The sequence below is a fragment of the Bacillus sp. AY3-1 genome (assembly GCF_008368785.1).
Classification (GTDB): Bacteria; Bacillota; Bacilli; order Bacillales; family Bacillaceae_G; genus Bacillus_A; species Bacillus_A wiedmannii.
Window position 1 is genome coordinate 43,333 of the sequence record NZ_QORZ01000016.1, and the last position, 21,427, is coordinate 64,759.

Consider the following 21,427-nt stretch of genomic DNA (forward strand, 5'->3'; position numbering starts at 1 on the left):
TGAGATGAGCAAAACGAAGAGAGTCCTAAATAAATAGGATTCTTTTCGTTTTATAAAAGTGAATTTATCAATTGTATCACTAATACAATTGATAATCATTTTTCTGGACTATTCGCAGTTATTTACCTTGTTATACTCAATGTCGGCTATGTGACCATCCGGTCGAATCAAAACGGTATCTATATTTTTTAACTTGGAATCTTGTATTTCTCCTATTATCACTTTTATGTGTGAATCAATATTTATTTTATTTATCTTATCTATATAAGAAGGGTGTATTAATAAGATAAATTTACCATCCTGCATTAATTCAAAGAGTTTATAACTTTTCTTATTTAGAGAAGAAATAGTGAGATTTGTACATCTTTTTCCTATCAATGGATGCCTTTCTGTATCGTGCATCGATGAATACATTATTCCTAAGCCACTTACTCTTTCAGATAAATCGTGATTTATCTCGGGGTATGTAAGTAGGTGCGAAAATAAACCCCTTAATTCCATTCCTGCGTTTGAAAAGTTTATCATTAATTGTTCTTGCGCTTGTACTTCCTTGAAAAATTGTTTTCCCACAGCATGTCTTTCAATATGATAACTTTCTAATAGGCTTTCATATTTTTTTTGTTTTATTGCGAGTCCTAATTTCCAGCCAATATTAAAAGCATCTTGTAGACCTACATTCAAACCTTGTCCTCCAGCAGGGAAATGAATATGTGCTGCATCCCCTGCTAAGAATACACGCTTATGTTGATAAGTATTTGCTAGTTTGGTTGCATTGCCAAAACGAGAAAGCCATATTGTGTTCTTAATTTGAAGATGTTCACCTGTAATACTATAAATACTATCTATAAACTCTTTTTCTGTAACAGCAACATGAACAGGTATTGTCTGATTCTTAGGATCAACAATTGCAAAACGAAATACATCAGGTGTAATAGGTACCATCATTAATATCCCATTTATATTAGAAGTAGATAAAAATGGAGTATCTGGTATATCTTCTAAAATAACATCACCTAATATAGCAGTAGTTGTTGTGTTTGTTCCATTAAACGGTATATTTGATAATTCACGAACTATACTTCTTGCTCCATCAGCTCCTATTACATATGGAACTTCTATTTTATATATTGTTTCTCTTTGTTCTATTTCTAGTTGTACGAATGTTTCATCTTGTTTTAAGTCTTTCACAGTATACCCGCGTTTAATGACTACACCTAATTCTAATGCACGTTCTTCTAATATTTCTTCTGTAATAGATTGGGGAATAAAAAGTGTATACGGAAAATCAGTATTTAAATTTTTAAAGTTTAATCTTGTATCTAAGGCAGCAAAATGACTTGTATTTAATTTCTTTCCTCTAGCTAAAAATCGATCTGCAATACCTCTCATAGCCATCAATTCTAAGGAGCGGGGGTGTAGTGTGAGTGCTCTAGAATTTCGTACCCGGTCTAATCTTCTCTCTAAAACAACAACTTTTACGCCTTGGATAGCTAATTCACATGCTGCCATAAGTCCAACTGGACCACCACCAACTACCGCTACATCATAATAATTGTCCATATCATGCCCTCCATTTATTTAATTGTTTAAGAGCTAATGTTAAAAATTGTAAATAGATTTATAAATGTTATCAATTGTACATATATAATTATACTTCATTTTGGTTTCCGAGGAAACTAAAATGAAGTTCCTAGGAGAAGTTTACTTAGTAAGTGTGTAGTTAAAGCTATATAGCGTGTTTGCAGCTTCTTCTGCTTGTACTATTTTTGCTAAAAATGCTACTACTGTAGTTCCATATGGGAGTTGTAAAGGTCTTTCTGCTATTCGTAGTTTTAATGAAGTAGTAGTGGTTGTAACTCGACTTCAAATAATTCGCTTTCAATTTCATTAAGTGCATACATTGATACAGGATGTGGAGAGGTATTAGATAAGACTTGTGATGAAAGGAGTTCTCCTGATGAGGAGTAAAATGTAACAAACACTTGTGAAAATGGGGGGACCATAATGATTACACGGTCAGTTTTTTGTAACGTATTAACCAACTCCAAAATAATATAGTTTTATAAAAATCAAAAAACAATAGATAAATATAAAGATATTATTATGGGTACTTTTCCGATAGTGAATTAAGCAAATTAATAAACTCTTTATTTTATTGTAAATAGTTTAAGAGCACACAAATATGCGTGCTCTTAGAATAGAAAGGTAGTTTTCTATGAGTAGGGAGTCCCCATATAATAAAATATGCTTGTCCAATTTAAATGTGAGAAGTTTTTTATAAAAATTCTATTTGGTAAGTCTATGTGAAAAATCACCTTGTACAGGAACTCTTTGCAAAGTATTTTGTCTGCAGTCATGATTATTAAAGTTGATGAGAGCTGTTATCCGAATAATAAAACCACATCTCAAATTGTTGACTATATGTCTAACAACTAGGATGCGGTTCAATGAATAAAAAGTGTCCGAATAAAATATAAGGTAAAAAGTATAGGATACTTTTGTTATAAAGAGCATTTATAGATGAATGTTATTGTTTTTTACTTTTGAAAGATTTGGGCTTCTAAATTACGAGTTGTTGGAGTACCTCTAATATAAAATTTCAGTAGAAATATTGAACTACTAATATGAATGTAGAAGATTTAATAAAGACGGTAATGTTCTTTTAGTCATGTAATCTTTTCATTTGATGATCTTTTCCCCATTCACATAGTTCATCCATAATTTGCATTAAAGATTTCCCGTATTCGCTTATTGTGTACTCAACCTTTGGTGGTACTTCTTGATATACAGTACGATGGATAATCCTATCAGCTTCAAGTTGGCGAAGTTGTTGAGTTAGAACTTTTTGCGTAATGTTTGGGATTTCTCGTCGGATTTCATTTGTTCGCATTTTTCCATCCATCAAAACACATAAAATATGAACTTTCCATTTTCCGCCGATTACATCGAGCGTCGTTGCAATTGGGCAGTCTTCATTTTGATTCATATAACACCTCCACAGGTACTTTAAGGTTCCTATAGCACTTTAAAGTACGTACTTTTCAATTATATGTGACTCACTCATACTAATACGTAAAGGATTGAATAATTTAAAAAGGGGATGGAAGATGATGAGAACACTTGTAATTGTAGCACACCCTGATATTGAAAAATCAAAAATTAATAAAAGATGGATCGAAGAACTTGAGGAACATTCGGATGAAATAACGGTGCATGAATTATATAAAGCGGCACCGAATTGGGAGTTTAATATTGAGGAAGAGCAAAAGCTATTAGTAGAACATGACAGATATATATTTCAATTTCCGCTTTATTGGTACAGTTCACCACCATTATTAAAAAAATGGTTTGACGATGTATTAACATATGGATTTGCGTACGGATCAAAAGGAGATAAAGTGAAAGGGAAAGAATTTGGTCTAGCTATTTCTATAGGTGGATTAGAAAAAGACTATAAAAATAGCGGGATTACAATGGATGAGTTAACGAAACCATTTCAAGCTACGTGCTTATATACAGACATGAAATTTATACCTTCATTTTATTTATATGGTGCCGAATATAAATTAAGTGATGAAGAGATTAATAAAAGTGCACCGGAGTATGTGCGCTATGTGATGAATAAGGAGTATTCTAATATATAAGAGGAAATAGCCATTTACTTGTTAAGTAGATGGCTATTTTTATTGATTTTATATTCACTAAGTGTAATCTTTAGTAAATTAATAGTTAATCTGATAAAATAAAAAACCTAATATATATAAAGGGGAGTTTTACTTGAGAACGATGCAAAAATTATTACAAAAAAGAGCAATGCAATCACCAAATTTGGAAGCGCTTGTAGGGGGAGAGAAAAGGTATTCGTTTCAGCAGTATAATGAACGAGTAAATCAGCTTGCACACTATTTGCTACATAACGGTGTACAAAGAGGAGATCGTATTGGAATACTATGCAAAAATAATCATCCGTTTCCGAGCGTTATGATGGCAAGTTTAAAAATTGGAGCTGTATGTATTCCGTTAAATCATCAGCTTACTGCTTATGAGTTAGAAACGATTGTAAAAGAAGCAAAATTAAAAGTGTTAGTTATTGATGAAGAATTTCATGAAGCTTTAAAGATTGATGCTGTTAAAGAAATTCCTTTTGTAATTAAAACGACAAAAGAAGGCTTTGGTTCATTTGAATTAATATTACAAGAACAGTCAATGACAGAACCGAACGTAGAAGTTCATGAAGATGATGATGCGATTTACTTATTTACTTCAGGAACGACTGGACAGGCAAAAGCATGTGTAATTGGACATAAAAACTTACATCATTATTTTTCTGAGATTGCGGGCCAAAGAGAATTTCCAGCAGGTGAACGCTTTTTATCCGTGCATCCATTATTTCATATGAGTGGAGTGCTTTCTATTTTAAATTGTATTTATCATGGTGTTACGATGATCTTTTTAGCTGATTCGAATCCTGCTCTTATTTGGGATAAGATTGAAGAAGAGAAAATTACTACGATGCTTGCATTCCCAGCTGTTTATAGCTACATGCTTGAGGAGCTAAATAAAAAAGAACGTAACATTTCAACTTTTAAAGTAGCACAAAGTGGTGGTACAAAAGTGCCAGAAAAACTTATTCAAAAATATATGGAAAAAGGAATATATATGGTGCAAGGATATGGGAGTACAGAAGGTTGGGTTGTAACTTCATGGCATCCAATGATGGGAAAAGAAAAGATGTCTTCTGTAGGGAAAACTTTGAAACATGTAGAGTTAAAAATTATTCATCCAGAAACAGGTGATGAACTAACAACAAATGAAGTTGGCGAGATTCATGTAAGAAGTCCATACATGTTTAAAGGGTATTGGAATAATGAAAAGGCGACAAAAAAGGTAGTAAAAGATAATTGGTTTAACATGGGCGATGCTGGCATGATAGATGATGATGGATTCCTGCATATTATGGGAAGATATAAAGACGTTATTATACGCGGTGGTGACAACGTATATCCAGATCAAGTAGAAGATGTTATTCATGAAATACATGGTGTTTTAGAAGTTGCAGTAGTTGGAGTTCCAGATGACTTTTGGGGAGAGATTCCGACAGCATATATTGTAAAAGATATGCAAACGTCTTTAACGGAAGAAGAAATTATACGGCATTGTAAAGAGAAACTAGCAAGTTATAAAATACCAGACGTTGTATTTATGGACAAATTACCGAAAAATGCTTTAGGGAAAGTGTTGAAGAGGGAATTAAGAGAAGGTGTACTTGTAAAATAAAAAACGATTAGATGATGAGGAATCCAGTTATGTACAAAGCATAACTGGATTTTTTGTTTGTAAAGAACATAATAATTTACTAGATTTTGTATTTTGTATAAGATAATAAAGAATATTCAATCATTAATAAAAGGAAGAGATATAAATGAAGCTACCGTTATTACAAGTAGAAACAGGGAGGCTCATAATTCGTCCGTTTCAAAATGATGATTATGAAAATTGGCTATATGGATTTCATAAGAGGCTACCATCGCAGTATAAATATGACGATGGCCATCAAGTTATGGCATCATCAACAAAAGAATGGTTCACGGAATGGATAAGAGGTTTTGATGAAGCAGCACATCGAGATGAGATGTATGTATTAGGTATTTTTCGTAAAGAAGATGGGGCTAATATTGGGAAGCTAGAGCTTATAAAAATTTTACGTATGGACTATCAATGGGCGATGATGGGGTATTCCATACATAATCAATACTGGAAAAATGGATATGGTATTGAAAGTGTGAAAGCTGCGTTATCGTTATTTTTTAATAGTCTTCATTTTCACAGAATTGAATTACATATACATGTTGATAATGAGCCATCCGTTCGTCTTGCGGAAAGAACAGGTTTTTCACTTGAATGCAAGAAAGAGGCCTTTTCTTTATAGAATGGTAAATGGATGGACTTTCTTATTTATTTTAAAAATAAGGAGATGGATATATGAGAGTTTTAATTACAGGGGGAAATCGCGGGTTAGGGTTACAGTTAGTAAAAGTATTTCATGAAAATGGGCATATCGTTTATCCGTTAGTTAGAACTGAGGTTGCGGTAACGCAATTGAAGCAAATGTTTAGTTGTAGATGTTTTCCTATATTGGCAGACTTATCACTTAATGAGAGTACGGAACAGATTAAGGACCAGCTCGAGGGATATACAGAGTATATGGATCTAGTTATAAATAACGCTGGAATTACTGGAAAGGAGACTGAGATTTTACATACAAATTCAGAAGAGTTAACGGACTTATTTAATATTCACTGCTTAGGCGTAATTCGAGCTGTAAAAGGTACATATGTGGCTTTAGCTAAATCGGATCAGCCGAGAATAATAAATGTGTCCTCTCGGTTAGGATCACTACATAAAATGGCGAACAAAGAGTTTCCGCAAGGACAGTTCTCATATTCCTATCGAATTGCTAAAGCTGCGCAAAATATGTTAACACTTTGTTTACAACAAGAATTTGAGAATAAAGGAATTCGTGTAACGGCAATTCACCCAGGAAAATTAAAGACTGATATCGGTGCCTTTGATGCGAATATGACTCCGGCTGAAGGAGCGCAAAATATATATGATTGGGTAATTGATTCAAATGAGGATGTTTCAGGGAAGTTTATTGAGCCAGGGATAGGAGAATTAAAGTGGTGATATACGATCTTACAATCATTCAGAATCTATTTGGTCCCTCTAAAAAAGTATTAAATGGTTTACCAAATGCAGTAACGATTGAAGAGATAGAAGAAGATGCCTTTTATAACGTACAAACTTATAAAGGAAAGATAAGTAGATTTGAAGAAATTTGTTTTAACTGGAAGTTGAAAAGAGCGAGTATTGTATTAAATAAAAGGTTTAGTAGTTATAACTCAAGTGCGGGAGTGTTACTTGATGCGGATTTTTCTTTACATGCAGCAAAGATAGAAGTGTGTAGAGAGTTAGACGATATAGAGGCGCTTGAAAAACAATTTGCATACCGTTCAATAGGAGAAACGTTATCGGCAAAAGATTTTAAATACATTTGGGAGCAATGTATGTTGAACTCAGGAAATCAAACTTCCATTTTAAATATTGATGAGCATTTTCATTCAGTGCAAACAGAATTAGGTAAAGGTTGGGAGAAGTCATGCATTGTTTTTTATGATAAAAATGATCCGATTGGTTTGTCCATACCGCATATAGAGTCTGGAACGGAAAATGAAGGACGATTATTTTACTTTGGGGTAATGCCTCATTATCGCGGGAAAGGAATCTCTTCCCAACTGCATCTTCAATCTTTACATATGTTAAAGGAAATGGGCGCTACTTATTACATCGGAAGCACACATACTTCAAATGAAAAGATGCAGAAGATATTTTGGAGAAATCATTGTTCGGTGAAAACAGAGATAGAGCTTTATTATAAAATTTTTAAAGAAAGTTAGGAGAAAAGAAAATGAAGACTATAAACGTATTTCATTATGACGCATTCACGAATAAACCGAATATGGGGAATCCAGCAGGTATTGTATTAGAGGCGGATGGATTAACGGAAGGAGAAATGCAGCGTATTGCTGAAAAAGTTGGGTTTAATGAAACATCCTTTGTTCTTTCTTCAAAAGAAGCAGATATAAAGATTCGCTATTTTACTCCCGGTCATGAAATGGATTTATGTGGTCATGCGACAGTAGGGACTATATATGCGCTTCATGAAAGGGGATTATTAGAAGGGAATCATAATTTAACAATTGAAACGAAGGCAGGGATTTTGCCGATACATATAGGTGCGAATGAAAGTGGAGAAACTTTTATTAAAATGAGACAAGCAACACCCCAGTTTCAAAGTTTTACAGGCTCCCAAGAGGCATTAGCGCACAGCATTGGTCTGGAAGTAAATGATTTAGATGGAAAATTACCAATTGTATATGGAAGTACTGGTATTTGGACTGTAATTGTACCTGTTAAAAATCTAGAAGCATGTGAGAAAATGAAACCTAATAATAATGAATTTCCATTTGTGTTAAAAGAAATACCAAATGCCTCTATTCATCCGCTTTGCACAGAAACATATAATGCAGAAGCAAAAATGCACGGTCGTCATTTTTCATCACCTTACTCTGGAACAATAGAAGATCCAGTGACAGGAACAGCTTCAGGTGTAATGGGAGCGTACTATGCGATGTATTTGGAAAAAGATTTTGACCATGAAATGGAGTTAATTGTTGAACAAGGACAGGAAATGAATAAAGATGGTCGTGTAACGGTATATGTAACGAAAGATGTAGAGAATGAAAAGTTACAAATAGATATTGCGGGAACAGCGGTGTATGTAAAAGAGTTTGAAATTTCGATATAAGAAATGAAAGCCCGGAATACATCCGGACTTTCATTATCTGTTCAACACTTCAATATACGAAGCATCTCCAGTTGTTCTTAAAGCAGAGCGGAAATTGTTGTTTTCTAACGTTTTAGCGACTTGTTGTAATTGCTGTGCATCATCATGATGGATAAGTAAGCTGTCAGCACCGCTTTCTTCTATATGAATGTGTTCGACACTTCCAATGGCATCATGTACTGCTTTTAAAAATTCAGGTTTCATATTGTCCTCCTAATATGTATGTAACGTTGTTGTTAGTATTTCCTTATTTTTGAAATATAAAAGTAAATGAATTTTTGTTATATTAAGATTTTGGAAGGGGTTTCCTATTCGTTTGTCAAATAATAGTAAAGTTGTCTTTTGAATTGAGGCGATCTTCGAAATTAAAGGGTGAGAGAATGGACATTTCAATAATTGCTGCACAACTAGTTAAGGAGAAAGTTATTTCACATGCTCCAAATAGCGTAAAAGCGTTAAACGGAGGAACGACAAGTACTGTATATTTGTTGGACGAAAAATATGTAGTAAAGCTGAATGAAGCGGAAGTAATACGTGAAGAAGCCAATTTTCTTTCTTTTTATGAGGGGAATACTTTATTTTCAAAGCTTTTGTTTAAGGAACCTTTACATACATATTTCGTGTATTCTTTCCTGGAAGGTAATACTTCGTGTAAACAAGGATATAAACGAAGTACGCTTCGTACACTTGTAAAAGAAGTTATCAATAAATATAAAATGTTTCCAGAGGCAGAAGTCTGGGGATGGAAAGAAAGTCCGGTTCAATCTTGGAATGAATTTTTAACTGCAAATGTGATGGAAGCTTATGAAAATGTAAGATGTTACATAAGTGAAGAAGAATATAGAACGGTTCTTAAACTAGCAAATAGGGAAGCCGGAGTAAATCAACCCTTTTTATTACATGGTGATTTCGGATTTCATAATTTTATATTTCGAGAAAATAGGTTACATGGAGTAATTGATCCGTTACCAGTCCTTGGAAATCCTTTGTATGACTTAATTTATGCGTTCTGTTCAACTCCGGAAGACTTAACGAAAGAAACGATTGATTATGCGATGAAACAATGTGTATTTCATAAAAAAGAACGAGATTTGTACGAGGAGATAGTCATAGGATTATATTTGCGTATAGATACATGTTTAAGACACCACCCGAAAGATTTAGAAGATTACTTAGTAGCTTGGCGTTATTGGATGGGCGAAATTAAGCCAGCTTTATAGTACAAATAGTTTGGGGGAGATAGTGAAATGAACATTCTAGAAGCAAAAAGAGATTTAGCACAAAGAACGAAAAGAGGATTTCCAGTTATAATAGCTGGTATTTTATTTTGGATTGTAGCAAGTGTAACGGGCGTTCTTCTTTCAGAAAAGCAAGTTGTGTGGGTGTATTTAATTGGTATGGGTTGTGTATTTCCTTTTGCCTAAATGATAGCTGCTATATTGAAAATTGATATGTTTGCGAAAGGAAATCCGCTAGGAACTTTAGCTGGATTAATTGGCGGGATAAATGTATTAAATATTCCGTTTGTATTACTTGCCTATTTTCAATTTCCAGAGTGGCTACCTTTTGTAGTAGCGATGTTAATAGGGGTTCATTTTGTACCGTACGTATGGATTTATGAAAGTAAAAGTTATGGTGTATTGTCAGTAGGGACTGTGCTCGTAACGTCAGTTTGCGGGATTCTTTTTGCAGACAATGGATTTACTGTCATTCCATTGGCAGTTACAGTTGTCTATTTACTGACTCTAATAGGTTTAGTAATTGAAAATAAAAAAGTAGATCATTATCAACAAAAATCAGCTTCATAAAAATATAGGGATAGGGGGAATTATGATGAAAAATTTCGTTTGTACAACGTGCGGCGTACAGTATGCAGCGAGTGTGGAAGAACCGGTAAGTTGTGTTATTTGTGATGAGGAGAGACAATATGTGAATCCGAAAGGACAGTCTTGGACGACTTTAGAAAACTTGCAATCGAGTGGTACATATAAAAATGAAATGATAGAAGAAGAAAATGGGCTTTATAGTATTACGACAAAACCGACATTTGCAATTGGTCAAACGGGATATGTAGTAAAAACGGAAGCGTATCGATTACTATGGGATTGTATTACTTATTTAGATGAAACGACAATTGAGAAGATAAAGGAGTGGGGCGGGTTAGATGCGATAGCACTATCTCATCCTCATTATTATTCAACGCAAGTAGAATGGGCAGAAACGTTTGATGTACCAATCTATATACATGAAGACGATAAAGAGTGGGTAGTACGCCCGAGTAGCCGTATTATTTATTGGTCTGGCGAGTCTTTACAATTAGCGGACGGAATTACTATTCATCGTCTCGGAGGACATTTTAGCGGCGGTTCTGTATTACATTGGGAAGAAGGAAATGGTGGGAAAGGTATTTTATTAACAGGTGATATTATTCAAGTCGTAGCGGATCAGCAGTGGGTGAGCTTCATGTACAGCTATCCAAACTTAATTCCATTACCGGCGAGAAAAGTGGAGGAAATGGCGAATCGAGTGAAGCCGTTACAATTTAATCGTTTATATAATGCTTTTCACCGAGTAGTGAAAGAGAATGCAAATGAGGCAGTGGAACGTTCTGCTGAAAGATATATTAAGGCGGTAGAAGGAAAGTTGTTTCGTACGTAAAAGGAGAGTTAGCTCTATGAAAACGTTAGTATGCTTTGGTGATAGTGTTACAGCTGATGAAACGTTTTTTGATGGAACACCGAGGTTAACACCGCGTTTGCGGGAGATGTTTCCAAATTGGAAGGTGGTAAATGCGGGGGTTCCGGGTGATAATACGTTCGATGCGTTACATAGGATTGAAGAGGATGTACTATCACATAAACCAGACTTTGTAACAGTTTTTCTTGGTACGAATGATTCGGTATTATTCAATCCAGTACCATTACAAGTATACAAAGATAATTTAGGGAAGATTGTAAGTATGATTTCACCAGAAAAGATATTACTTATTAGTCCTGCGCCAGTTGATGAAGAACGTCAGCATAATAGAACAAATAAAGTACTTGGTCAGTATGCAGACGTAGTAGAAGAAGTGGCGAAGGAAACAGGAAGTTATTTTTTAAATTTATATGTTGAAATGATTCAAGAGCCTCATTATAAAAGATTAGTAGAAGATGATGAAAAAGACGGTTTGCATTTTGGTCGACAAGGTTATGAATATGTAGCGGAGTTAATTGGTAAAAAGTTAAAAGGGATTTTGTAAGAAGCAAAGTGTGCGCGCTTTGCTTTTTTTGTCCGCGTATTTCTTCCTACAATGCTGCTGTGTTCAATGCAGTAGCTTTTATTATGCTAAACATGTCGGGAAGAAATGAATAAAGTGGAATATAATTTATTTCGCTAATGGAATGCATCCAAGACTTAACAGTTGATTAATGGAACTGTAAAGTTTAAAATTACAGTATAGTTTTTAGAAGTGAGCTGCTATTGTTTGTAAAAAACAGATAAATTAAATATTCTCGAATAAAAAATATAACGTGTATTTCATTCTAAACTGTAATTTTTTTTAATACATTTCAATAATCTATATAATAATTTAAAAAGTAAAGGAGTGTGTGTAAAATATGGTGATTTTATATACGACAGCAAGCTGTAGTTCGTGCCGAAAAGCAAAAGCATGGCTTGAAGAACATCAAATTGATTATATCGAAAAAAATATCGTATCAAATTCGCTTACAGTTGATGAACTTAAATCCATTCTTCGTTTAACTGAAGATGGTGCTACCGAAATTATTTCAACTAGATCTAAAACTTTTCAGGAATTAAATATAAATATTGAGGCGCTTTCGCTTAATGAGTTTTATAAATTAATAATTGAGTATCCTCAAATGTTACGTCGTCCAATTATGCTGGACGAAAAAAGATTACAGGTTGGTTTTAACGAGGAAGAAATTCGCAAATTTTTACCGCGTAGCGTTCGAACATTTTTGAATATTGAATTGCAAAAAATGGCTAATTAATAAGTAATATTTTGAAAGGAGGAAACAGAAGTGATTGAAGTATGTGTTACAGTTAATTATAAAGATAGAAACTATCACACAAATGTTATTGTGAGTAAAGATACGATTTGGACAAAAATTAAACAATTGGCAGAAGAACAAGTTAAGAAACAGTGGACTGTTTAAATTTATTTGCAACTTAAAAAGCTAAATGAAGTTAGGAGATATAGGGGAGTTCTGATAGAATATAAAGGGATTAATTTTTTCATGCTAAGCATTATTCTTGAATATTTTAACATATTATCCGAAAGAAGTCTCCTTCCTCAGGCGTGTGAAACACGATAGTCTAGCGGCATTTGGGAGATGAATTTCGGTTTGGCGTAGCCAAACATTTGGTTTTCCTATTTATTTCGCCTCTGATATAATCAGTCTTATAAGAGGGGAATTTTGGTATAACAATGAAAGTAGATAATAATCTTGTAGTGTTCAGGTTGTGTGATCACCGTCATAGCTTATGGAAAATGAGGTGAATGGATATGCCAAAGCAGAATAAGGCGTATAAATTCCGTCTGTATCCAACAGAAGAACAAGCACATCTCATACGAAAAACATTCGGGTGTGTACGTTTTGTGTATAACAAAATGTTAGCTGAACGAAAAGAAGTATATGAAAAATATAAAGAGAACAAGGAAGAACTAAAGAAAGAAAAATTCCCTACTCCTGCAAAATATAAGACAGAGTATGAATGGTTGAAAGAAGTTGATTCATTGGCATTGGCCAACGCTCAATTAAACTTGCAAACTGCTTATAAGAATTTTTTTAGTGGTCAAAGTGATTTTCCTACATTCAAAAGTAAAAAGAGTAGAAAATCCTATACAACGAATCGAGTAAACGGAAATATTATGTTATTTCATGGTTATATCAAATTACCAAAATTGAAAATGGTGAAACTGAAGCAACATAGAGAAATCCCGCCAAAACATATCATCAAATCGTGTACGATTTCGATGACACCTACTGGTAAATACTATGTGTCCATCTTGACTGAATATGAAAAAGAGATTGTACAAAAAGAAGTACAAAGTGTAGTTGGATTAGACTTCGCAATGGCTGAATTGTACGTGAGTAGCGAAGATGAGAAAGCCAATTATCCTCGCTTTTATCGTCAGATGTTAGAGAAATTAGCGAAGGCACAACGAGTATTAGCAAGACGTGTGAAAGGTTCAGAACGCTGGAATAAACAACGAATTCGTGTAGCGAAGTTGCATGAAAAGGTCGCCAATCAACGTAAAAATTTTCTTCATCATAAGTCTAAAGAATTAGCTACGAGTTTTGACGTTGTAGCAATCGAAGACTTACATATGAAAGGAATGTCACGAGCATTTAGATTTGGTAAGAGTGTAGCGGACAACGGTTGGAGGATGTTCACGACATTTTTAGCATATAAGCTACAAGAACAAGGAAAACAGCTTGTAAAAATAGATAAATGGTTTCCTTCTACAAAGATGTGTAGTAATTGTGGAAATAAAAAAGAAATGCCATTATGTGAACTCACGTATGCGTGTTTGTGTGGACTCACAATTGGCCGTGATTATAATGCAGCGATCAATATCAAAAAGGAAGCCATCCGCTTATTAGTGTTGGCATAAATAGTAATAAAATAACCTTTGGAACAAGGGAGTTAGCTCGGCTGTCCTAGGACAAATTCGTTAGCTATCAAAAGTAGCGATGAACCGAGAAGCCCCTACTTCAAGTAAGCTCGTAAGAGGTACTAAGTGGTGGGTAGTTCACCGTTTGACTAACCTATCTGTAATATTTATGGCTACAGTATGTTACTAAGCGAGAAATCATATTTTTTATCGTAGGAGGACAACGATGAACAGCGACTTTACCTTGGCCATTCACAGTTTAACTTATTTAGCTTTACAGCCAGATCGGATGTCAACAAGTAATGCTATTTCAGAAAGTGCAGGTGTTCATCCAGTACGCATTCGCAAAGTGCTAAGTTTGTTAAAAAAACATAAGTTTATACAATCAAAAGAGGGAACTGGTGGAGGTTTTATTTTTGCCCGTGATTTAAGTGAAATTAATCTTTGGAATATGTATCAAATAACCTCTGAAGGTGCATTGCAGCCGAAGTGTCCAGAATCAAATGATCAGTGTATTGTAGGTTCGAACATGCGGAAAGTTCTTTTTGCTATTTTCTTAGGTGCGGAAGAACATCTAGGTGAATATTTAAAGAATTATACAATGAAAGAAGTTGTTGACCTTATTAATCAAGAACGTTAAGCGGCTTAATTATTATGTAGCCGTGAGTTCTTAAAAAACAACTGTAATAAAAAGAATTACAGTTAAAGTTAGTTTTTATATCTTTTTTATCGTTACAAAAAATATTTATAAGAAGGTGAAAAGTATGATGTCAAATAATAATCATGTTTTAAAAGTGGGAGATTGGGTTCGTGGAATATCAAATGAGGGTGAATTCATAGTTGGTTACATTGTATCACTTGATGAAGTGGAAGATGTAGTTACAGTTAGCATTGTGAAACGTGACGACAAGTACACAATGAACGAAGCAATTTTACTTTTTAGTAAACACGTTAACAAACTCCCTGAATCAAAAGTAATAAATAAGGAGCAAATCCTTTATCTTATAGACCTTGCATTATTAACAGGGGATGAAGAATGGTTTATTGAGCTCTCTGCAAAATTAAACTTGATAAAAGAGCTAGTTAATGAGGGGTTTTAAAGATTACATTATTCTTATTTAATAGGTTTAATGGTGTAATAATCAATAATATCATCTCTTTTGTTGCATTTTAATAAAAGAGGTGATTGATGGTATGAAAATAAAAATAATTAGCATCATATATCTTCTGAGTTTTTTATTACCCTGTATTTCTGCTCAAGCAATTGGAAAAAGTGAAAATGAAATCAACGAATATTTTGACATAGATTTAACTGGTTATGAACTTTATTCGTTTGGTGACTTTAATCAAATAGGTTATAAGATAACGCCGCTTACGCAACTGTTTTTAGGTATAGTTCAAACAGAAGGTGAATGGATTGATGAACCACGATTATATATTAAGGGGACTAAAGGTTATTTTCATCTTTGGAAAGAGGATGGTACGAATGTTCTTTATACCGTTGAACAGAAAAGTGGTTTTTGGAAAATTATAAATGTAAATAGAAAAAGGATTAACAGAATAACTGTACCAAAAAAAAATTTAAAAGAAGTAGTAATTAATCTTTTATTAGAACCAATAAGTAAAGAAGTTGAAAAATATTATAAGGAACCGAAGCTTTGGTACCGAGGTTCTGAAAAAATTGTTGAAATAACAAAAGACGAAGCAAATTATATTTTCTATGTAACTGTGCAAATTCAAACTTTTGAAGGGGCACACAATCCGCCTTATGGAGAGGACACAATTACTTTTCGTATAAAAGTAAATGAACTAAAATCCATTCATTACAAACATAGAAATATCCCTGAAGAAGATTTGAAAAAACTAAAATTAAGATGACATTGAAGTGATTCGTTTGCCTACACCTAACAATGATAATGATGTAAATAAGCTGTCCATATATGGGCAGCTTATTTTATTTTTTCGTTTAGCGAAGATTTTTGCGAAATGTTAGCGGTTCTCTTATTGTCATCAAGTTAAAATATGTATTTTCCTAAAAATGTATATGAATGCAATATTGATAATATATAACCTAAAAATTGGTTTATGCATTTAAAAAGAAATTTCTTTTTAACCAGGTTAATTATTTATTAGAATATCTTTTTTAAATCAAAATAAAATTTTTAGATAAAGAAGAATATAAAAATTTTTAAAATGAGTATCTTGAATAAACAATATTTTACTGTGTTTTTTGCTGATTAATTCCGTTATAAGCGATAGGAACAAGGGTTGTATGCTAACTGTAAATTATTATCCATGTAAAATTATATCCATTGAATATTTCTGAAAATATAAAAATATTAATTTTATAAATATACACGTTATAATGAGGGCGTCGAGAGAAATTTTATGATCTCTGGAGAAAATATAAAAAATGCGATTAATAGAAAGAAAGGCGTGTGATTAGAGGCGAAATGTATGTAAAGTGCTTCAGTGGCTTGTGTAATCAATACCATAAATGCTGCCGAAGTTATGAAAGTGATGTATAGAATTGAGAAAGAAATGCCTCATAAATGAAGAGAGGCCGGTTTATCTAAAATTACTGTTACAAGTAAGTAAGAGAAACCATTAAAGTAACACACTGTTATTAGAAATGTTGCAACGTATTTATGAAGTCTATTCAATATTGTTCTCTTAAGCGGTCTTTATATAAAGAGCGGATAGTACGAGTAAACTTTTTTGTGAACGCTAACATTTATGTTAGGACGCTAACTAGCGAATGTTTCAATTTGGATTCATTATGATGAAGGACATACAATGTGGGGCAACTTGTAAGGAATTTATTTTCCGAAAAAAGGGAATGTTCGTTAGCTATAAAGAGATACGCAAGAATAGGATACAAGGGGGAGTTATTATATGAACGGGAATACTGCAAAGAAAATAGAAGTTCAAGCTGAAAATATCGCACTAGAAAATGAGCAATATGCAGATCCGAAAAAGTGGCATAAGCAGGATACTACATGGGCATTGAGCCTATTTGGAACTGCAATTGGAGCAGGGGTGCTCTTTTTACCGATTAATGCAGGTTCAGGTGGTTTATTATCATTACTACTAATTACATTGCTTGCATATCCAGTTATGTATTACTCACATAGGGCACTTGCTAAAATGATATACGCTTCTAATTCTGCTGATGAGGGGATCACAGGTACAATTAGAGAGTATTTCGGAAATAAAGCAAGTATCATTTTTAACATCGTATATTTCGGTTCAATTTATACAATCGTGCTAATGTATTCGGTTGCGCTTACAAATACTGCAAGTAGTTTTATCGTGCATCAATTGCACATGCCAGAGCCTCCAAGGGCTATTTTATCACTTGTATTAGTTCTTGGTCTTATCGCTATACTGAATTTTGGTCAAGATATTACTGTAAAGATCATGAGTATGCTAGTGTATCCTTTCATAGCTTCTCTACTGTTTATCGCAATATCTTTAATTCCACAGTGGAATACGTCAATGCTTAGCTTTTCAGCTGTTTCTACTGCTTCAACAGGAACAGGATATTTTGGAACGATACTGTTGATTCTACCAATCATCGTATTCTCATTTAATCATTCACCTATGATTTCATCATTTGTTGTGAAACAGAGAGCTACGTATGGAATAGAAGCTACTGATACTAAATGTGCGCAAATACAAAAAGTTTGTTATATCATGACATTCGCTGTAGTTATGTTCTTCGTTTGGAGTAGTACATTAAGCTTGACTCCAGAGGATTTAAAAATGGCAAAAGAGCAAAACTTATCAATCCTTTCATATCTTGCTAATGAGCTTAATTCACCTGTAATTACGATTGCAGCTCCAATCATTGCTTTTGTGGCTATTACAAAATCTTTCCTTGGCCATTATATCGGAGCATTTGAAGTAATGCGTGACATGATTATTAAGTTCGGTAAATCACGTGGAAAAGTTATTGAAGAAAAAACAATTAAAACAATCGTCCTTACTTTTGTTGTATTATCATGCTGGTTTGTTGCTTATACAAATCCAAGTATTCTTGGACTTATTGATTCTCTAAGCGGTCCATTAGTTGCTGCTATCTTATGTCTATTACCGATGTATGCGATTCAAAAAGTACCAGTACTAGCTAAATACAAAGGGAAAATGAGTAACGTATTTGTTATTATTGTAGGTGTACTTACTGTTTTAGCAAGTATTAAATCATTATTCTAATTCACGATTGTTAGTTCTAATGCAAAATAGAACGATTTTGGGACAGGTTTCTCCGTTTGGAGAGTCTGTCCCTTTTTAATGCGTTACAGTTTGATCTTATTGATTTTATGAGGGATTCACGCATAATTGTAACTAAGGGAGATGATTTCAGATTGAGTAAACTGAATATTATTACAACGGTTTCCGGAGATATAATTGTTACTCGTCTTATAGGCAAGATTAAAACAGATGATGTTTATGAATGGTTTAATCGTTTCGAGCAAGTTTGTCAGCAATTCATTTCCGAGGGACGGAAATACAAATTGCTGGTAGATAGAAAAGGGTACACGCCAGATCATTTTTCTGTTCAAAAAGTATGGAAAGATAAGTTTTTCAATGAAACGATTTTGAATCACAGTAAGGCAATTGCTTTTCTCCTTGAAGAAGGGGAGATACTGAGTTATTTACAACAATCTAATACAAAAAATATGTAAAATTTTTCGATGATTATGAACAAGCATTCCTTTGGTTGAATGAATATCCTAGATAAAACTTTTAGTGAACCAGTTGCTTAAGCAACTGGTTTTTTATGCTTGTAAGTAGTAGCTGGAAGAAAACTTCTATACGAAATGTTTAGCGCTAGAGGACATACATTTTTAGTGCGTTAAATATAATTCATAATAGCACCAAGAAGAAAAGAATACGCTTTACGTTATTAGTTATATGGAAAGTCCGTACGGTAGGGTCGCATAATTTTAAAAATAGCAATGTGGCATAAAGTGAGTAAGGGGGATAAACATATGAGCACTTCAAATTTGAATGAAATAAGTAAACAAATTTTAATAGAGGAGGAAACACTTCAATTTTCCTCTTTTACAAATGAAGATGCACTGCAAATAGGTTTATTTATCGTTGAAACAGCGAGGAAAGAAGGGAAATTGATTGCTGTTGATATAACGAAAAATGGTGTGCAACTATTTCATTTCAAGATGACGGGGACAACTGAGGAAAATACGAAATGGATTGAGCGTAAAAAACGAGTTGTTTCTTTGCACAATCATAGCTCGTATTATATGCAAATACAAAGTGAAATAACGGGTGTTCCATATAATGAAAAGTATCTTTTAGATAGGTCGGATTATGCTGCGTTTGGTGGTTGCGTTCCTGTGCAAATAAAAGATGTAGGAGTTATTGGAATGATAACAGTTTCAGGGTTACCACCAGAAGAAGATCATGAATTAGTTATAAGGGCAGTTAAAAATCATTTAAAGCAATAATAAAAAGGAAAAACCGAACAATAATATGTTCGGTTTTTCCTTTTTATTATTCAGTTCATGAACATATTTTTAATAAGATGTTACGAAATGAAAAATCTTTAATTCAAGACACTTTCCTTGACGATAATAATCTATGTAGTTAATATGATAGACATAAAATAATTTAATTACTTTTTATAATTTAGTTATTTTATGTAAGTATAACTGAGTAAGTAGGATGTGGGGAAAATGCTTTGAATTGCCACTATTAATATTGGGGACAATTAGAAAGCGACAAATATAAAAAATTAGAAGTTAAGAAGTAAGATTGGATCAACAATAATAGTAGCTTCTGTACAATGCATTCTTACTATATTGGCAATGACTATACATCACGAGGAGGACTGAAATTGGAATCGATGACCTTTGTTTTATTTGGAGCGACAGGGGATTTAGCGAAAAGGAAAATTTACCCCGCGCTATATAACTTATATAGAGATCAAAAGCTTCCAAAGCCAATATCTGTTATCGGGCTTGGAAGACGTGAAGTATCTCATTTAGATTTTCAAAAAAGAGTAAAAGAATCCATAGAAACTTTTTCTCGTCGCAGAGAAGAAGGTACTCCGAAAATAGAAGATTTTTTAGAGTATTTTCGTTATTGTCCGTTAGATGTGAATAAGCCAGAAGATTATAAAAGGTTATTACAAGTAGTTCATGAAAGGGAAGAAGAACAAAATATACAAGGGAATAGAATGTTCTACCTTTCAGTTACTCCTGACTTCTTTGAGACCATTGCTTTAAATATTAAAGAAAGTGGACTTGATAAAACAGATGGATGGAAGCGCCTAATGATTGAGAAACCGTTTGGTCATGATCTTCCATCTGCCCGAGACCTGAATGATAAGCTTAGCCGAACGTTTGAAGAAGACGAAATATACCGTATTGATCATTATTTAGGTAAACCGATGATTCAAAACATTGAAGCGCTTGAATTTGCAAACCCTGTTCTCCAATCGATTTGGAATAAAGAACATATAGCGAATGTACAAATAACAGCTAGTGAAACGGTTGGTGTAGAAGAAAGGGCAGGATATTATGATCATGCAGGAGCAATTCGCGATATGGTTCAAAATCATATGCTGCAAATATTAATGATGACTGCAATGAATCTGCCGGAAAAGATAAATGCATGTGAAATTCGTGAGGAAAAACGAAAAGTGATGGAGACTCTTCGTAAAGTGAAAAAAGAAGACGTGCAGAACCATATCATTCGCGGACAATATGCCTCCGGGGAGATAAAAGGACAACAAGTTGTAGCGTATAGAGAGGAGCCGGGAGTAAATCCTTCTTCTCAAACGGACACATTTGTTGCGGCTCGCTTATGGATTGATAACCCATTTTGGACTGATGTTCCTTTTTACATACGAACAGGAAAAAGAATGAAAGAAAAGTCTACTCGTATTGTAATTGAGTTTAAAAATACATTAAAACAGCAGTATCAAGATAGTAATCCAAATGCAGCGCCTAATTTGTTAATCATTGAAATTAGTCCAAATGAAAATGTTTCACTCCAATTAAATAGTAAAAATCCATTGAACAATGGAGAGCTTGAACCGATCCGTATTCATTTCACTTGTGAGCAAACAGGAGTGGGAATACCTGAAGCTTACGAAAGGCTTATCTATGATGCTATATGCGGAGATTCTACATTCTTTGCACACTGGAGAGAAGTTGAATTGTCATGGGAATGGGTGCAGCCAATCCTTGAAGCGTTCGAAGAGAACTTGTTACCTCTTCATGAATATGAGTCTGGCTCGTATGGTCCGGATGCTGCTCATGCTCTATTACAAGAAAGTGAATTTAAATGGTGGTTAGATGAGGAATTGAAAAAATAAGTACATCCTTATAAGTAAAGCAATATGACAAAAAGATATTCATCATTTTATT

General features: G+C 33.7%; 21 protein-coding genes and 2 pseudogenes. 20 read left to right on the forward strand and 3 right to left on the reverse strand.

From position 1 onward, the window contains the following. Positions 1 to 108: 108 nt before the first annotated feature. A complete protein-coding gene (locus DN389_RS11305) occupies positions 109 to 1,560 on the reverse strand; it encodes an FAD-dependent oxidoreductase (RefSeq protein ID WP_149237127.1) in 1,452 nt (483 codons plus the stop codon). Between the two features lie 1,102 nt (positions 1,561 to 2,662). Continuing rightward, the gene (locus DN389_RS11310; RefSeq protein ID WP_001072997.1) at positions 2,663 to 2,986 is read right to left on the reverse strand and encodes a winged helix-turn-helix transcriptional regulator; all 324 of its coding nucleotides are present in this window, start codon (positions 2,984 to 2,986) and stop codon (positions 2,663 to 2,665) included. A 124-nt stretch (positions 2,987 to 3,110) separates the two neighbouring features. Between DN389_RS11310 and DN389_RS11315 the strand changes: the two genes are divergently transcribed. The 6 genes from DN389_RS11315 to DN389_RS11340 all read left to right on the forward strand — a co-directional run bounded on the left by DN389_RS11315 (position 3,111) and on the right by DN389_RS11340 (position 8,368). After that, positions 3,111 to 3,644: an NAD(P)H-dependent oxidoreductase gene (locus tag DN389_RS11315; protein ID WP_137035964.1), complete on the forward strand. Its 534-nt coding sequence runs from the start codon at positions 3,111 to 3,113 to the stop codon at positions 3,642 to 3,644. A 133-nt stretch (positions 3,645 to 3,777) separates the two neighbouring features. After that, positions 3,778 to 5,277 carry a class I adenylate-forming enzyme family protein gene (locus DN389_RS11320; RefSeq protein ID WP_149237128.1) on the forward strand — a complete coding sequence of 500 codons (1,500 nt, stop codon included), beginning with the start codon at positions 3,778 to 3,780 and terminating at the stop codon, positions 5,275 to 5,277. A gap of 145 nt (positions 5,278 to 5,422) precedes the next feature. After that, a complete protein-coding gene (locus DN389_RS11325; protein WP_149237129.1) occupies positions 5,423 to 5,929 on the forward strand; it encodes a GNAT family N-acetyltransferase in 507 nt (168 codons plus the stop codon). 53 nt (positions 5,930 to 5,982) lie between these two features. Beyond that, entirely contained in the window at positions 5,983 to 6,687 is a 705-nt protein-coding gene (locus tag DN389_RS11330) for an SDR family NAD(P)-dependent oxidoreductase (protein WP_097858385.1), read from the forward strand. Then, positions 6,684 to 7,457: a GNAT family N-acetyltransferase gene (locus tag DN389_RS11335; RefSeq protein ID WP_149237130.1), complete on the forward strand. Its 774-nt coding sequence runs from the start codon at positions 6,684 to 6,686 to the stop codon at positions 7,455 to 7,457. Before DN389_RS11330 ends, DN389_RS11335 begins: the two co-directional genes overlap by 4 nt. Before the next feature lie 11 nt (positions 7,458 to 7,468). Then, positions 7,469 to 8,368 (forward strand): PhzF family phenazine biosynthesis isomerase, encoded by a 900-nt coding sequence (locus DN389_RS11340; RefSeq protein WP_097858387.1) that lies wholly within the window; start codon positions 7,469 to 7,471, stop codon positions 8,366 to 8,368. A gap of 33 nt (positions 8,369 to 8,401) precedes the next feature. Here DN389_RS11340 and DN389_RS11345 read toward each other — a convergent pair whose 3' ends face one another. Further along, positions 8,402 to 8,611 carry a hypothetical protein gene (locus DN389_RS11345; protein ID WP_044443258.1) on the reverse strand — a complete coding sequence of 70 codons (210 nt, stop codon included), beginning with the start codon at positions 8,609 to 8,611 and terminating at the stop codon, positions 8,402 to 8,404. Between the two features lie 176 nt (positions 8,612 to 8,787). Between DN389_RS11345 and DN389_RS11350 the strand changes: the two genes are divergently transcribed. From DN389_RS11350 to zwf, 14 genes and pseudogenes are all read left to right on the forward strand, one after another. Continuing rightward, complete coding sequence (locus tag DN389_RS11350; RefSeq protein WP_088122718.1) at positions 8,788 to 9,627, forward strand: phosphotransferase; 840 nt, start codon at positions 8,788 to 8,790, stop codon at positions 9,625 to 9,627. 27 nt (positions 9,628 to 9,654) lie between these two features. Next, positions 9,655 to 10,215 (forward strand): annotated as a pseudogene (locus DN389_RS11355) (DUF7010 family protein). A 25-nt stretch (positions 10,216 to 10,240) separates the two neighbouring features. Next, positions 10,241 to 11,065, forward strand: a complete 825-nt coding sequence (locus DN389_RS11360) for an MBL fold metallo-hydrolase (RefSeq protein ID WP_088609548.1) — start codon at positions 10,241 to 10,243, stop codon at positions 11,063 to 11,065. Positions 11,066 to 11,081: 16 nt separating this feature from the next. After that, the gene (locus DN389_RS11365) at positions 11,082 to 11,648 is read left to right on the forward strand and encodes an SGNH/GDSL hydrolase family protein (protein ID WP_149237131.1); all 567 of its coding nucleotides are present in this window, start codon (positions 11,082 to 11,084) and stop codon (positions 11,646 to 11,648) included. 358 nt (positions 11,649 to 12,006) lie between these two features. Beyond that, on the forward strand, positions 12,007 to 12,402 hold the full coding sequence (gene spxA, locus DN389_RS11370) for a transcriptional regulator SpxA (protein ID WP_075309480.1): 396 nt from the start codon (positions 12,007 to 12,009) through the stop codon (positions 12,400 to 12,402). 30 nt (positions 12,403 to 12,432) lie between these two features. Continuing rightward, positions 12,433 to 12,567 (forward strand): BA3454 family stress response protein, encoded by a 135-nt coding sequence (locus DN389_RS11375; RefSeq protein WP_000573513.1) that lies wholly within the window; start codon positions 12,433 to 12,435, stop codon positions 12,565 to 12,567. A gap of 350 nt (positions 12,568 to 12,917) precedes the next feature. Continuing rightward, on the forward strand, positions 12,918 to 14,030 hold the full coding sequence (locus tag DN389_RS11380) for an RNA-guided endonuclease TnpB family protein (protein ID WP_048560054.1): 1,113 nt from the start codon (positions 12,918 to 12,920) through the stop codon (positions 14,028 to 14,030). A gap of 226 nt (positions 14,031 to 14,256) precedes the next feature. Next, positions 14,257 to 14,670: an Rrf2-family transcriptional regulator SaiR gene (gene saiR, locus DN389_RS11385; protein ID WP_001083471.1), complete on the forward strand. Its 414-nt coding sequence runs from the start codon at positions 14,257 to 14,259 to the stop codon at positions 14,668 to 14,670. 124 nt (positions 14,671 to 14,794) lie between these two features. Then, on the forward strand, positions 14,795 to 15,130 hold the full coding sequence (locus DN389_RS11390) for an IDEAL domain-containing protein (RefSeq protein WP_000987459.1): 336 nt from the start codon (positions 14,795 to 14,797) through the stop codon (positions 15,128 to 15,130). Between the two features lie 94 nt (positions 15,131 to 15,224). Then, a complete protein-coding gene (locus tag DN389_RS11395) occupies positions 15,225 to 15,908 on the forward strand; it encodes a DUF3888 domain-containing protein (RefSeq protein WP_149237132.1) in 684 nt (227 codons plus the stop codon). Between the two features lie 1,017 nt (positions 15,909 to 16,925). After that, on the forward strand, positions 16,926 to 18,245 hold the full coding sequence (locus DN389_RS11400) for an aromatic amino acid transport family protein (RefSeq protein WP_149237133.1): 1,320 nt from the start codon (positions 16,926 to 16,928) through the stop codon (positions 18,243 to 18,245). Between the two features lie 107 nt (positions 18,246 to 18,352). After that, positions 18,353 to 18,774, forward strand: a pseudogene (locus tag DN389_RS11405) (STAS/SEC14 domain-containing protein). A gap of 217 nt (positions 18,775 to 18,991) precedes the next feature. Continuing rightward, the gene (locus DN389_RS11410) at positions 18,992 to 19,501 is read left to right on the forward strand and encodes a heme-degrading domain-containing protein (RefSeq protein ID WP_176546154.1); all 510 of its coding nucleotides are present in this window, start codon (positions 18,992 to 18,994) and stop codon (positions 19,499 to 19,501) included. A 389-nt stretch (positions 19,502 to 19,890) separates the two neighbouring features. Beyond that, a complete protein-coding gene (zwf, locus tag DN389_RS11415; protein ID WP_149237134.1) occupies positions 19,891 to 21,375 on the forward strand; it encodes a glucose-6-phosphate dehydrogenase in 1,485 nt (494 codons plus the stop codon). Positions 21,376 to 21,427 lie beyond the last annotated feature (52 nt).

Coding starts and splice junctions, on each gene's coding strand:
- DN389_RS11305 (WP_149237127.1), bottom strand. CDS start 1,560: ATGGACAATTATTATGATGTAGCGGTAGTTGGTGGTGGTCCAGTTGGA.
- DN389_RS11310 (WP_001072997.1), bottom strand. CDS start 2,986: ATGAATCAAAATGAAGACTGCCCAATTGCAACGACGCTCGATGTAATC.
- DN389_RS11315 (WP_137035964.1), top strand. CDS start 3,111: ATGAGAACACTTGTAATTGTAGCACACCCTGATATTGAAAAATCAAAA.
- DN389_RS11325 (WP_149237129.1), top strand. CDS start 5,423: ATGAAGCTACCGTTATTACAAGTAGAAACAGGGAGGCTCATAATTCGT.
- DN389_RS11330 (WP_097858385.1), top strand. CDS start 5,983: ATGAGAGTTTTAATTACAGGGGGAAATCGCGGGTTAGGGTTACAGTTA.
- DN389_RS11340 (WP_097858387.1), top strand. CDS start 7,469: ATGAAGACTATAAACGTATTTCATTATGACGCATTCACGAATAAACCG.
- DN389_RS11345 (WP_044443258.1), bottom strand. CDS start 8,611: ATGAAACCTGAATTTTTAAAAGCAGTACATGATGCCATTGGAAGTGTC.
- DN389_RS11350 (WP_088122718.1), top strand. CDS start 8,788: ATGGACATTTCAATAATTGCTGCACAACTAGTTAAGGAGAAAGTTATT.
- DN389_RS11360 (WP_088609548.1), top strand. CDS start 10,241: ATGAAAAATTTCGTTTGTACAACGTGCGGCGTACAGTATGCAGCGAGT.
- DN389_RS11365 (WP_149237131.1), top strand. CDS start 11,082: ATGAAAACGTTAGTATGCTTTGGTGATAGTGTTACAGCTGATGAAACG.
- spxA (WP_075309480.1), top strand. CDS start 12,007: ATGGTGATTTTATATACGACAGCAAGCTGTAGTTCGTGCCGAAAAGCA.
- DN389_RS11380 (WP_048560054.1), top strand. CDS start 12,918: ATGCCAAAGCAGAATAAGGCGTATAAATTCCGTCTGTATCCAACAGAA.
- saiR (WP_001083471.1), top strand. CDS start 14,257: ATGAACAGCGACTTTACCTTGGCCATTCACAGTTTAACTTATTTAGCT.
- DN389_RS11390 (WP_000987459.1), top strand. CDS start 14,795: ATGATGTCAAATAATAATCATGTTTTAAAAGTGGGAGATTGGGTTCGT.
- DN389_RS11395 (WP_149237132.1), top strand. CDS start 15,225: ATGAAAATAAAAATAATTAGCATCATATATCTTCTGAGTTTTTTATTA.
- DN389_RS11400 (WP_149237133.1), top strand. CDS start 16,926: ATGAACGGGAATACTGCAAAGAAAATAGAAGTTCAAGCTGAAAATATC.
- DN389_RS11410 (WP_176546154.1), top strand. CDS start 18,992: ATGTGGCATAAAGTGAGTAAGGGGGATAAACATATGAGCACTTCAAAT.